13 protein-coding genes and 1 riboswitch are annotated in these 13,232 nt (G+C 39.9%); of the genes, 9 read left to right on the forward strand and 4 right to left on the reverse strand.

What is annotated here, in order from left to right:
* The first annotated feature begins 28 nt into the window (after positions 1-28).
* Positions 29-1,282, forward strand: a complete 1,254-nt coding sequence (locus SYJ56_RS17740) for a DUF819 family protein (RefSeq protein WP_323836418.1) — start codon at positions 29-31, stop codon at positions 1,280-1,282.
* Positions 1,282-1,524 carry a (2Fe-2S) ferredoxin domain-containing protein gene (locus SYJ56_RS17745; RefSeq protein WP_323836420.1) on the forward strand — a complete coding sequence of 81 codons (243 nt, stop codon included), beginning with the start codon at positions 1,282-1,284 and terminating at the stop codon, positions 1,522-1,524. Before SYJ56_RS17740 ends, SYJ56_RS17745 begins: the two co-directional genes overlap by 1 nt.
* A 17-nt stretch (positions 1,525-1,541) precedes the next feature.
* Here the strand turns inward: SYJ56_RS17745 and SYJ56_RS17750 are convergent, their stop codons facing one another.
* Entirely contained in the window at positions 1,542-1,862 is a 321-nt protein-coding gene (locus tag SYJ56_RS17750; RefSeq protein WP_323836423.1) for a YbjQ family protein, read from the reverse strand.
* 262 nt (positions 1,863-2,124) lie between these two features.
* Here SYJ56_RS17750 and SYJ56_RS17755 point away from each other — a divergent pair, with 262 nt between their 5' ends.
* The 6 genes from SYJ56_RS17755 (at position 2,125) to SYJ56_RS17780 (ending at position 9,815) form a co-directional block, all read left to right on the forward strand.
* Complete coding sequence (locus SYJ56_RS17755) at positions 2,125-2,586, forward strand: response regulator (protein WP_323836425.1); 462 nt, start codon at positions 2,125-2,127, stop codon at positions 2,584-2,586.
* Between the two features lie 69 nt (positions 2,587-2,655).
* The gene (locus SYJ56_RS17760) at positions 2,656-3,972 is read left to right on the forward strand and encodes a hypothetical protein (RefSeq protein ID WP_323836427.1); all 1,317 of its coding nucleotides are present in this window, start codon (positions 2,656-2,658) and stop codon (positions 3,970-3,972) included.
* A 90-nt stretch (positions 3,973-4,062) separates the two neighbouring features.
* Positions 4,063-4,161, forward strand: a riboswitch (SAM riboswitch).
* Positions 4,162-4,226: 65 nt separating this feature from the next.
* Complete coding sequence (locus tag SYJ56_RS17765) at positions 4,227-5,279, forward strand: homocysteine S-methyltransferase family protein (protein WP_323836429.1); 1,053 nt, start codon at positions 4,227-4,229, stop codon at positions 5,277-5,279.
* A 4-nt stretch (positions 5,280-5,283) separates the two neighbouring features.
* Positions 5,284-7,980, forward strand: a complete 2,697-nt coding sequence (gene metH / locus SYJ56_RS17770; RefSeq protein ID WP_323836431.1) for a methionine synthase — start codon at positions 5,284-5,286, stop codon at positions 7,978-7,980.
* Between the two features lie 111 nt (positions 7,981-8,091).
* Positions 8,092-9,045: a methylenetetrahydrofolate reductase [NAD(P)H] gene (gene metF / locus SYJ56_RS17775; protein ID WP_323836433.1), complete on the forward strand. Its 954-nt coding sequence runs from the start codon at positions 8,092-8,094 to the stop codon at positions 9,043-9,045.
* A gap of 23 nt (positions 9,046-9,068) precedes the next feature.
* Positions 9,069-9,815, forward strand: a complete 747-nt coding sequence (locus SYJ56_RS17780; RefSeq protein ID WP_323836435.1) for an energy transducer TonB — start codon at positions 9,069-9,071, stop codon at positions 9,813-9,815.
* A gap of 56 nt (positions 9,816-9,871) precedes the next feature.
* On the opposite strand, the gene SYJ56_RS17785 is transcribed toward SYJ56_RS17780, so the two are convergent.
* Complete coding sequence (locus SYJ56_RS17785; RefSeq protein WP_323836436.1) at positions 9,872-10,393, reverse strand: hypothetical protein; 522 nt, start codon at positions 10,391-10,393, stop codon at positions 9,872-9,874.
* A 338-nt stretch (positions 10,394-10,731) separates the two neighbouring features.
* Between SYJ56_RS17785 and SYJ56_RS17790 the strand changes: the two genes are divergently transcribed.
* Positions 10,732-11,583, forward strand: a complete 852-nt coding sequence (locus SYJ56_RS17790) for a hydroxymethylglutaryl-CoA lyase (RefSeq protein WP_323836437.1) — start codon at positions 10,732-10,734, stop codon at positions 11,581-11,583.
* 126 nt (positions 11,584-11,709) lie between these two features.
* Here SYJ56_RS17790 and dprA read toward each other — a convergent pair whose 3' ends face one another.
* Together dprA and SYJ56_RS17800 are read right to left on the reverse strand one after the other, a co-directional pair.
* Complete coding sequence (dprA, locus tag SYJ56_RS17795; RefSeq protein WP_323836439.1) at positions 11,710-12,828, reverse strand: DNA-processing protein DprA; 1,119 nt, start codon at positions 12,826-12,828, stop codon at positions 11,710-11,712.
* Entirely contained in the window at positions 12,809-13,162 is a 354-nt protein-coding gene (locus SYJ56_RS17800; protein WP_323836441.1) for a MerR family transcriptional regulator, read from the reverse strand. The genes dprA and SYJ56_RS17800 overlap by 20 nt, the downstream gene beginning before the upstream one ends.
* Positions 13,163-13,232: the final 70 nt, after the last annotated feature.

Here is a 13,232-nt window from a genome sequence, read left to right on the forward strand (position 1 = left end):
ATTGTTGCAATCGATTATCCCAGATATAATGGAAGAAAATACTCCCTTGCTTACAAATGATGCTGTAGTTTTTGGGTTGCTTATGGCAATACTCGCACTCATTTTTGCTACTTCAGCCAGTGATAAACCTTTTTGGAAGAAACTCTACGGAGTAATTCCCACCGTCTTGCTTTGTTATTTCATACCAGCACTTGCTAATTCTTTTGGGCTGATTTCAGGGGAAACCTCTAAACTATACGATGTCGCCAGCAGATATCTTCTTCCGGCATCCTTAGTTCTTTTTACTATTAGTATTGACATCAAGGGTATTTCCAAACTTGGCCCAAAGGCAATTATCATGTTTTTTTCAGGAACATTGGGGATTATACTCGGTGGGCCTCTTGCCCTGTTCACTGTAGGGTTTTTCTTTCCTGATTTATTGGGAGGAAATGGTCCCGATGAGATCTGGAGAGGATTATCCACTATAGCAGGTTCTTGGATCGGAGGAGGTGCCAATCAGACTGCAATGCTGAGAGTATTCGAACCAAGCCCGGTTTTATTCAGTCAGATGATCGCTGTGGATGTGTTAGTAGCCAATGTTTGGATGGCTTTTCTTTTATATTGGGCTGCTAAACCAGATAAGATAGATAAGATATTCAAGGCTGATAACTCTGCTATTTATGAGCTGAGAGATAAAATAGAAAAATTCAGAGCGGGAATCATGCGAATTCCGACCTTGAAAGACACGATGGTTATTTTGGGAATTGGATTTGGGGTTACAGGGTTTTCACACTTGATTGCTGATTTTGTGGCTCCATACATTGGAGAAAATTATCCGGAGTTAGAACAGTATTCCCTGAATTCAACTTTTTTCTGGATAGTGGTAATAGCCACTACAGTAGGATTACTATTATCGTTTACCAAAGCCCGTAATCTTGAGGGAGCGGGAGCTTCTCGAATGGGAAGTGTCTTACTCTATGTGTTGGTAGCTACAGTGGGTATGCAAATGGATTTGGGAGCCGTATTGGATAATCCAGTATTATTTCTAATTGGCATTGTATGGATGTTCTTCCATATCATCATAATGCTTATCGTAGCATTTATTATCAAGGCTCCATTCTTTTATGTAGCAGTGGGGTCTCAGGCAAATGTAGGAGGCGCAGCATCTGCACCGATAGTAGCAGCAGCTTTTGATGCTTCTCTGGCACCAGTTGGTGTGCTTTTGGCAGTGTTAGGATATGCAGCGGGTACGTATGGTGCATATCTTTGTGGATTGATGATGCAGGCTATTTCAATAGGGTAATGAAACATACTAGAAAATTAGTTTTTATATGCAATGGATCTGATTGTAAGAAAGACGGAGCCAAAAAGCTGTACAAAGAATTGAAGGAGATTACAGATGAAGCTCCTCTGAAAGGGAGTTGTAAATTCATCAAAACGAAGTGTATGGATATGTGCAAGACAGCTCCAAATGTAATTGTAGGAGATCATTTCTGTAAAAAGACAACAGCTGAAAAAGTCTTAGGACAAATAAAAAAGTCCTGAAAATTCAGGACTAGATTTTAGTGTTTTAGCACTTTCACCGCAGTACCACTTGCTGTGACCATCAGCATTCCGTCACGGATAGTTTCATAATCCAGATCAATTCCGATTATAGCATTCGCTCCAAATGCTCTAGCTTGCATTTCCATTTCCGCCATTGCAGTAGCTTTTGCTTCTCGTAAAACACGCTCATAAGCAGATGAACGACCGCCGACAATATCGGTGATACTTGCGAAAAAATCTTTGAAGACATTGGCTCCAATAATGGTCTCTCCAGAAACAATTCCTAAGTATTGATCCACGCTGTAGCCATCAAGTGTGTTCGTGGTAGTTACTATCATAGTGATGTGTTGTTAGTTTTAAAATATATTTTGTTGTCGGAGTTCACGAATATTTATGGAAAAAGGTTTACGGGAAAACTTGTATTACTTCTTTTGATCTGTCAAGGTGCTACAAGGAATGTGATTTATTAAGGATTTGATGCCTTAAAAATTAAAAGGTGCTTGATTTGGATTAGCTATTGTAAGAAGATTAGTTGAACTTTATGGTTCGAAAATTAACTTCTGGACAACTCTGAACAAAGGAACTATCTTTGAGTTTAAAATGAAATTTATTAGTGTGGAGAGAAATAATTTTGATCATACTCAGCAATTAGAATACAAGGAAAAACCCATAGAGGAGGCATCGATTTTGGTGGCAGAAGACAATATGGTGAATCAGATTTTGATTAAGAAATTCCTTAAAAAATGGCATGTTGGCAACTTAGTTATTGCATCAGACGGTCAAGAGGCGCTTGAAGAGTTTGATCAAGGTGAATTTGATATTGTACTCTTGGATATTCAGATGCCTCTACTTGATGGTTTTTCTGTAGCCAAATTAATTCGTGAAAATAAGAATTCTAGCAAAAGTCAAATACCCATATTAATTCTATCTGCTTCTTCTTATCATGAGATTAAGGAAGAGATGGGGGGATTTGGAATTAACGGTTTTATAGAAAAACCATTTACTTCGGAAGATTTATATGGGAAATTAGCTGAATATCTTAATTCGAAAGATATCAGTTGATAGTGGTTTAGCATTACTTTTGCCTGAGAGCTGTAGGTTTTCCCCCGCTTATTCCAAATCGACCATTCAATGCCCCTTTTTAATAGATACATAGTCCTGTTGTTTATCTTTTTTGTTGTTGCCAAAGCAGACGGGCAACAATTAATAACCAAACGAACAACCTTCTATGCGGTATTGGGCACTTCAGGAGGAAAACTCAATCAATTTGATGATTTGCTTGCGCAAAGGGGATTGTCGGGACTAAGAAATAGATATCAGACTATTGGATTGGGCTATCAAGCTAGAATAAATGATTTTGTTCTTGGGATGGATTTATTGCACAATAGAGGTGGAGTGAGTGAGTTGGATGATTTTAGGATAAAATACAGGACTTCAAGGGCCTTATTAAACATTGGCTACGCATTTACAGAAGAATCTCGATTTCAGCTGATCCATTACATGTCTTTAGGGGTTGGCTTTCTCAACTTTCAAATGTTACCATCCGAGCGTAGTGAAGATTTGGGTGCTTTTTTAGCTAATCCAGAGCAGGGGTTTGTACTGAGAAAAAAGGATATTCAACAGGGAACATTCAATTATGGCAATTTCCTTACTGAGATCGGCTTTCAGTTGAGCTATGATTTTGATCTGCCCGGCAGACCAGAGGCATTGCAACTTATCACCAAAGTGGGGTATGCATTCAGCCCTTTGGAAGGAAAATGGAATATGAATGGAATTTCATTTGATAATACCCAAAATGGAGCTTTTGTAAGAGTAGGGGCTGGGATTTCACTGCCAGATCGAAACTTTTTTTACAAAGATGCTAGCATTGGGATTTCATTGATTAGCAGTATTCACTTTACCTCGGCTAAGCAATTCAATGAAAAGCTAGAAGAGGCTGGTCTTAATCCATTGAATGGTTCTCCGTCCAACTGGGGCTTGAGGATATTAGGAAATACGGAGCGGTTCCTTTATGGCGCAGAGCTCTATAACCTTGCACTTAGTGAAAATGCAAACGCTGAAAAAGAACACTCCTTAAATAGCTTAAGAGTCTATGGAAATATGGGGTACAATTTGATTGAATATAGGAATTTTGGATTAGGTGCATTAGCAGGTCTTGGCTTTGGCAATATCCGGTACTCCCTTTTGAAAGAACAGAAACCCGATTTTCCGGAGCTATTTGAGCAAAGAGAGTTTGACGGATATTTGAAGAATAACGGGCTAATGCTAAAGCCAGAGGTCTTTGTAGACTATGGTGTCCCAATGACAAAACGAAAACTTTTTAAACTTGTATTTACAGCAGCTGCCGGGTATGAAATTCCCTTGGCAAACTACAAACTTGGCGATTTAAGTATGGCAAATTATATGTCAGGGTCTTATCTGAGTTTTGGAATAGGAGTTAGGCCATGATTTTTTCCTTTGGTTAATCCGAATCTACTTTTAGTGTGTCCTTTTAAGCAAAACTCCTGTTTTATTATCAAAATGATATTAACTTTGGGCAGCTTATCGAGAAAGACTGAGGGAAGGGCCCAATGACGTCTTAGCAACCTGTAGCCAAGGTGCTAACTCCCATCCCGATTCATCGGGAACAGATGAGCGGACTAGTACTTTGTACTTCTCTCCGTGTTTTGCTCGACAAGCTTTTTGATAAACAAAAAATTAGTATGCAAAACAGAACAGAATCCCTACTTCAACAACTTTCTCAGCGAATTTTGATACTCGATGGAGCCATGGGGACCATGATTCAACGATATACATTGACTGAGGAGGATTTTCGTACACCCGAACTAGCCTCACATCCTAAATCTTTAAAGGGAAACAATGACTTGTTGTCTTTGAGTAAACCTCAGATCATCAAGGATATTCATGCTGAATACTTCAAGGCAGGAGCAGATATTATAGAAACCAACACCTTCTCTGCAACTACCATAGCTCAAGCAGATTATGAGCTTTCTCATTTGGCTTATACTATAAATTTCGAATCTGCGAAGCTGGCAAGGGAAGTAGCAGACGAATTCACAACCAAAAATCCGGAGAAACCCCGCTTTGTAGCTGGAGCTATTGGCCCAACAAATAGAACTACCTCACTTTCTCCTGACGTAAATGATCCAGGGTACCGTGCGGTTACTTTTGATCAGCTGGCAGAAGCTTATGCTGAGCAAGTTCGAGGCTTGCTAGATGGTGGAGTTGATATAATATTGGTGGAAACAATTTTTGATACACTGAATGCTAAAGCAGCATTATACGCTATTCAAGATGTATATGAGGAAAGAAATATTCCCTTAGATCCCAAAGATGGAGGAATTCCAATAATGATTTCTGGGACAATCACAGATGCTTCAGGACGCACACTTTCAGGACAGACCACAGAAGCATTTTTGATTTCAATATCTCATGTACCATTGCTTTCAGTTGGATTGAATTGTGCTTTGGGAGCCAAAGAATTACGACCTTATTTGAAAGTGCTTGCGCAAAAAGCACCATTCTATGTGAGTGCCTATCCCAATGCAGGCTTACCAAATGAATTTGGCCAATACGATCAAGGAGCCAATGAAATGGCCGATCAGGTTAGAGACTTTTTGAAAGAAGGTATGCTAAATATCCTGGGAGGATGCTGTGGCACTACGCCCGAGCATATTTCAGCTTTAGCACATATGGCTGCCAATTTTCAGCCTAGAAAATTACAAGAAGAAGAATTAGAAGAAACGTTGGACTGAGAAGATGGTAAGAAATAATTACATGAAACTATCAGGCTTAGAGCCTTTGGTTTTTACCCCTGAAATCAATTTTGTCAATGTAGGCGAGCGAACCAATATCACTGGTTCGAAGAAGTTTGCCCGATTGATATTGAACGGGAATTACGATGAAGCACTAGAAGTAGCTTTGGATCAAGTAAGAGGTGGTGCTCAGGTGCTGGATGTCTGCATGGACGAAGGAATGCTTGATGGTGAATTTGCAATGGTCAAATTCCTGAATCTGATTGCTTCAGAGCCGGAAATTTCCCGAATCCCGATTATGATTGATAGTTCCAAATGGAAGATCATTGTAGCAGGGCTGAAGTGCGTGCAAGGAAAAGGAATAGTGAATTCGATCTCTTTGAAAAATGGAGAGGAAGAATTCATCCAGCAAGCCAAGACCGTAAAGAAATTTGGTGCTGCTGTAGTAGTTATGGCTTTTGATGAAGACGGACAGGCTGATACGTACGAGAGACGTATAGAAATTTGTGAGAGAAGCTATAGGGTGCTTGTGGATCAAGTGAAGTTTAATCCTCAGGATATCATTTTTGATCCAAATATCTTTCCTGTAGCAACCGGGATGGATGAGCATAGGAAAAATGCGTTGGACTTCTTTAACGCCACCAAATGGATTAAAGCAAATCTTCCTGGTGCCAAAGTTAGTGGAGGAGTAAGTAATGTTAGTTTTTCTTTCCGAGGTAATAATCCGGTGAGGGAAGCTATGCATGCGGCATTCTTATATCATGCGATCAAAAGTGGGATGGACATGGGGATTGTGAATCCAACCATGCTAGAAATCTATGATGATATTCCAAAGGATTTGCTAGACCGAGTAGAGGATGTTCTTTTTGATAGAAGAGAAGATGCTACCGAGCGTATGCTTGATTTTGCAGAAACTGTAAAATCGGCCGATAAGAAGGAAGTAGTAAATGAAGCTTGGCGTTCTGACCCTGTCTCTAAGCGAATGGAACATGCCTTAGTGAAGGGGATTTTGGATTTCATTGTAGAAGATACAGAGGAAGCAAGAATAGAACTTAAAAATCCGCTCAAGGTAATAGAAGGTCCATTGATGGATGGAATGAATGTGGTCGGAGACCTTTTTGGTGAGGGAAAAATGTTCCTTCCTCAGGTGGTGAAATCTGCCCGGGTGATGAAAAAGGCTGTAGCCTATTTGGAACCATTTATGCCTTTACCTGAAGAAGGACAGGAAGCGTCTTCCTTGAAAAAGATTCTTTTGGCAACTGTAAAAGGCGATGTGCATGATATTGGAAAGAATATCGTGGGTGTGGTTTTGGCATGTAATAGCTACCAAATCATTGATTTGGGAGTAATGGTAGATGCCCAGAAGATAATAGACGAAGCCGTGAAGAATAAGGTGGATATCATCGGGCTTAGCGGCTTGATCACCCCGTCATTAGATGAAATGGTGAATGTGGCTTCTGAGATGGAGCGTCAGGGAATCAAGATTCCATTGCTTATCGGAGGTGCTACTACTTCCAGAATCCATACAGCTGTGAAGATTGACCCAGTGTATAGCGGTACAGTTATCCATGTGATGGATGCAAGTAAGTCTGTTCCTATCGCTGGAGAAGCTATTTCTGAAGAAACCAAAGAAGCTTATCGGTTAAAGTATAAAGAAATATATAGGCAACTCCGTGTAGAGCATGAAGCTAAACAATCCTTAAAGCAACTAGTGTCATATACTGAAGCTAAAGCCAATCCAGTAGAGATAAACTGGGAATCCTATGTGCCAGTTGTTCCTAAAAAACTTGGAAGAACAGTCCTTAAGGATTTGGATTTGAATGTAGTCCGCAATTACATTGATTGGACTCCATTCTTCAGCACTTGGATGTTAAGTGGGAAATTCCCAAAGATATTTTCCGATCCTGTAGTTGGAGCTGAAGCAAAGAAAGTTTACGATGAAGCGAATGAAATGCTAGATAAAGCGATTGCTGAGAGGTGGCTTTCTGCGAATGCCGTGTTTGGCCTTTATCCAGTACAAAGAACCGATGATGATGCAGCTGTATTTGATGTTGCAGGTAATCAGAAAGCGTCTTTTCATTTTTTGCGTCAGCAAGGCAAAAAAGGTAAAGGCGTACCGAACCGTTCATTAGCTGATTATTTACATCCTACACAGACAGATTACTTGGGATGCTTTGCGGTGACTTCAGGTATCGGCATGGAAGCAAAACTTGCTGAATTTCAGAAAGATGGAGATGATTACAATGACATCATGTTCAAATCCATCGCTGACAGGCTGGCAGAGGCTGCTGCTGAATACATCCATGAGCAGGTGAGAAAGGAATATTGGGGCTATTCTCAGGATGAAAATCTTGAAAATGATTCTTTGATCAGAGAAGAATATCCCGGTATCAGACCGGCTCCAGGATATCCGGCTTGCCCAGAACATTCGGAAAAGATTACAATTTCCCAACTGCTAGATATGGAGAAGGAAATTGGAATCGAATTGACATCCAGCTTTGCGATGTATCCCACTTCCTCAGTCTCCGGATATTTCTTCGGTCATCCTGAGAGTAAGTATTTTGGTCTAGGAAAAATAGGAGAGGACCAAGTGGCGAGTTATGCGGAGCGAAAAGGAATATCTCTCAAGGATGCGGAGCGTTTGCTCTCACCAAACCTAGCTTATCAACCTAATTTAACCCTAGTAGAACCTACTGAATGAAATCGAGCATGAAAAAGATGCCACCCAACGGCATGATTATCTACCTTGCGAGATTCTCCCGAAACTAGTTCGGGACAGGCTATCTGACCTTAAAAAAGCAATTATTAATAGATGAAAATAACCGAACACTTAGCGAATACCAAAAACACGCTGTTTTCCTTTGAAATATTACCTCCGCTGAAAGGCCAAAGTCTGAAAGAATTACTGGAAGGAATCGCTCCTCTGATGGATTTCAAGCCCCCATTTGTAGATGTGACCTATCACAGAGAGGAATTCATTTACAAAAAGCATCCAAATGGACTGCTTGAAAAAATCAGTACTAAGAAGAGACCTGGAACTGTAGGTATCTGTGCGGCGATTATGAATCGTTTCCACATTGATGCTGTTCCGCATTTGCTTTGTGGTGGATTTACCAAAGAAGAGACAGAAAATGCGCTAATCGATCTAAACTTCATTGGAGTAGAAAATGTGCTTGCTCTAAGAGGAGATGCACCTAAGTCTGAAGGGAAATTTGTTCGTGAGACTGAAGGACACGGGTATGCAAGTGAATTGGTGGAGCAGATATTAAAAATGAATCAAGGAAGGTATCTTCATGAGGAAACCGAAATAGGATTCCAAACTGATTTTTGTGTAGGAGTAGCGGGTTATCCGGAGAAGCATTTTGAAGCACCTTCTATGAGGTTTGATCTGAAATATCTGAAAGAAAAAATTGACAAAGGAGCTGAGTACATCGTGACTCAGATGTTTTTTGACAATCAGAAATACTTTGAATTTGTGGATCAGGTACGCGCGGCTGGAATCACAGTTCCCATCATTCCGGGTATCAAGCCGATCACGACATTGGGACAAATCACTATGCTTCCCAGGACTTTCTTTTTAGATCTACCAGATCCTCTTATGGACGAATTGGAAAAGTGTAAAACCAATGCTGACGTCAAACAAGTGGGGATAGAGTGGTCTATTCAACAGTGTAAGGAATTGGTGAAATCGAATGTGCCTTCAGTGCATTTCTACACGATGAGTAAAGCAGATACTACCTATAAAATTGCCAAAGAAATATTCTAGATTTGAGGCAAAATTTTGCTTCTATGAAACTAGTTTTACTTTCTTTTGTGTTGGTCGCAACTTGTTTTAACTCGCTGAATGCCCAACGTTTGGAGTTTTTGAATAAGCATCATTTCCAAGTGTATGATACAATGGAATATGAGTATGTATTCCTCAAAATAATTCATGAAGATTCTGTTAGCATGAAATCCCAAACTTACACGAAAGACGGTAAGGTGAAAATCTCTCAATACACACTGATCAAGGATGGAAATGGTACTGAGAAAAATGAACTTTTGCTTCGTTTTTATGAGGATGGAAAACTTCAAAGTAACTGCAAGAGGGATTTAACTACTTCTGAAGAACTTGTAAAGACCTATTATAAAAATGGTCAACTGAAGTCAGAAATTAAGTGTGTCGAGGACGATGTGATTTCAGAGAATTATTACTCAGATTTAGGAGAGATAATTTCAAAACCTATTGTTAGTGAGGGATTACCCAAAGACGGTATTTCAGGGTGGAATAGTTATTTGGCAAAAACACTTCGTTATCCGTTGGATGCTAGAGCTGCTAATCAAGAAGGAAAAGTGATAATTGCTTTTGAATTAACTGAAGTAGGTGAAATTATAAACCCTGAAATAGCTAATCCTGAGGAGATTCACCCTTCTTTGGGTAAAGAGGCATTACGAGCTGTGAAAAATTATCCACACATGTGGGCTCCATATACGGTGAATGGTAAGGCGGAAATGTGCAACACTAGACTTCCGGTTTTATTTAAACTAACTGACTAAAAGAATAAAAAGAAGGCCGCAATTGCGGCCTTCTTACTTTGGTTGATTGGTAGTTTTTAGTCTTTACGGAGGTTTAGCGTAATTTCTTCATATTTCTTTTTGGTTTCATCTCCTAATTTATCAAAATTTTGCTCTAGCCAATCCAGGCTTTCTTGAGTAGTTTCTTCTATTTCCTCAGTGGTGTTTTTAGCTCCTGATTCCATGTTTTCAGATGCTTTATCCCACCAAGTCTCCACATTTTCCAAGTGCATGTTGGCTGTTCTCTCAAAGTTTTCAGCTTCTGCTTTAGCATTTTTCACTACGATTTCGTAGCGTTCTTCAATCATTTCAAGATTATCATCCTCTGCTTCAAGGTCATTATAGACTTTCTCAGCTCTGGAATCTAAGCTGTCATAACGTTCATCTATTAATGACCAGTTATGAACGGGCATAACCTTGACAGCAGTTTCTACACTATCTACGTAATTTTCAAGGTTCTCGGTGGCCTGTAAACGATCTGCTTCGGTGTAGTTTTTAGTATCACAAGAATACATTGCGACTACGGCTGCTCCGATAATTAAGGTTGCTTTAGTTTTCATTTTCTCGATTGGTTTGGTTTTAACACTTAAAGGTGTTGATGGTTAAATCTATCGATACAGTTGCAATACTGTTTCCAAGCTTTCATTAGATCGATAATGGACTCTAAAAAGTGCTTTCAATCGTTCTATTCGTCATTTTTATCAATACTAGTTCAATCGCTACGATTTGTCATTTTCCCCAGTTTATGATAATTATTACCCAATTTTTCCATTATCTGTGCATTTTGACAATGATAGCTAATGCTTTTTCTATCGAAAATATCCATGGCTTATAGACAGAGAATTTACTTCCTTCCTAACATCAGTGGGGGAGTTGATGATCTTTGGTAACTTGGGCCATGATTAAATTGATAGAATGTCCAAGGGATGCGATGCAGGGTGTCCCACAGTTTATTGATACCGCTATCAAAGCTGCGTATATCAATCAATTACTCGAAGTTGGTTTTGATACCATTGATTTTGGGAGCTTTGTGAGCCCCAAGGCGATACCCCAGATGCGTGATACCGCAGAGGTATTGAGTTTATTGGATCTTCACAATTCTAAGAGCAAGCTTTTGGCGATAGTTGCCAATGTACGAGGTGCAGAAGATGCGATGGACTTCCCGGAAATTGATTATTTAGGTTTTCCACTTTCAGTCTCGGAGACTTTTCAGAAGAGAAATACAAATGCTAACATCAACCAAGCCTTAACTACTGTAGAGGAGATTCAGAATCTATGTGAAGTAAAGGGTAAAACCTTGGTTACTTACCTAAGTATGGGTTTTGGAAATCCTTATGGAGATCCCTATTCCCCAGAACTAATTGCAGAGTTTGTTGAGAAGCTGGATCAGCTGGGAGTGAAGATAATATCTTTATCAGATACAGTCGGAATAGCTGACACAGAATTGATTACAAGCTTGTTAAGCCTTCAAATATCTTCTTTTCCATATATTGAATTTGGGGCTCATCTTCATAGCAGGCCAGAAGATATTGCGGCTAAGGTAATAGCTGGGGAAAAAGCTGGCTGCAGAAGATTCGATGGAGCGCTGAAAGGATATGGCGGTTGCCCAATGGCAGATGATGAGTTAGTCGGCAATATGGCAACAGAAGTGATGATTGAGACCTTAGAGGAAAGAGGCTTCGAACTTAACCTGAATAAAACGGAATTCGCAGAAACTTTGAAGTTGGCCAACTTTGTGTTTAACCCGTGAAATCGAGCATGACTAAAAAGTCACACACTGGGATGATTATAATGCATACGAGATTCCATAGCCTGCCCCGACCAATCGGGGTGACCTATAAAAACAAATTATAAACACATGAAAAGGGTTTAATAGCTAAACTAGGAGCTTATATTTTTTTCCCGGAAGTGACTTGACGATTCCCTCAAATTCCAATGTTAGAAGTTTAGAAGAAAGAAGTCCAAGCGGGATTTCTGTAGTTAGACTTAGGGAGTCAATTTCCATCTCTCCCTTTTCCTGCAAAAACTTCAAAATCATTTGTTCTTCCTCATTCCGATTTGCCAAGTCAATTTTTGGTTTCTGCGTTTTTATTTCTCCAGGTTTGCTCCAAAAAAGTGCTTCAGCTACATCATTTGGGCCAGTGTAAATATTTGCTTTCATTTTTTTGATCAGCAAATTACAGCCTTCACTGTACTGTGATTGTAGGTTTCCAGGAACAGCAAAGACATCCTTATCATAGCTGTAAGCAATCTCGGCAGTAATTAAGGCTCCTCCTTTTTCAGCTGCTTCTACCACAATAATGGCATCTGAAAGGCTTGCTATTATTCTATTTCTTGCTGGAAAATTCCCTGGAACCATGGGACTGCCCGGTGCATATTCACTGATCAAAGCACCTGTTTCCAAAATTGCCTCGGCAGTTTTTCTATGAATAGCTGGATAAATACGGCCGATAGGAGATCCCATCACAGCAATAGTAGGTAGACCGGCAGCCAGTGCTGCCCGGTGTGCTTCGATGTCTATGCCATAGGCAAGTCCTGAAATAATAGCGGGTTGATATGTTGCCAGATCATCTATGATCTTCCGGGTAGCTGATTTACCATAGGTGGTTGCACTTCGAGTTCCCACTATCCCTACAGTGCGATCAAAATTCAAATTGGTATTGCCTTGGGCAAAAATCATGACAGGACTATCTTCCTGCATTTTGAATCGTTGAGGAAAATCTGGGTGAAGAGAAGTGAGGATATGAAAATGTTTTTTCTCACAATCATTGATTAACTCGTCTGCAGTGCGGAGCAATTCCTCTTCCTGATTTCGAAGTGCCAGTAATTTCTCTCCGACTTTTGGAGTCTTGGCAACTTTTCCTTTGGGTAATTTAAAAAAATGTGATGCTGATCCTGAATAGGCTATAATAGCTTTAAATACTCCCGGACCTATTTTTGGAGCTAGAGCTAATGCCAGATGATATCGTAAATCGTCATGTGCCTGATTTTGCATTGAATTCGTCCCGGATATTTATTAAAAAATCTTTGAGTTCTTGGAGCCTTTGTACTGCCTGAACTTTATCAAATCCCTGTTCTTTACCAGATTTGATAACGTCCTGCGCTCCTTGTAGGGTGTATCCTTTTTCCTTTACCAGATGATAGATGTATTTGATCTTCTGGATATCAATTTTGGTGTAGCGACGATTGCCTTTTCTGTCTTTCTTTGGACGGATTATGTCAAACTCACCTTCCCAATATCGAATCAGAGAAGGCGCAACTTTAAACATCTGCGCTACTTCCCCGATGGAATGATATTTCTTTTCTATTTCTCGCTCTTTGTATGGCACGGCAAAAATTGTCTTTGACTCTAAATTAATGAAAATGCAATAGTTTCTTCAAGAAGAACTTTAACTGACT

The organism is Algoriphagus aurantiacus (genome assembly GCF_035156405.1).
GTDB classification, from domain to species: Bacteria; Bacteroidota; Bacteroidia; order Cytophagales; family Cyclobacteriaceae; genus Algoriphagus; species Algoriphagus aurantiacus.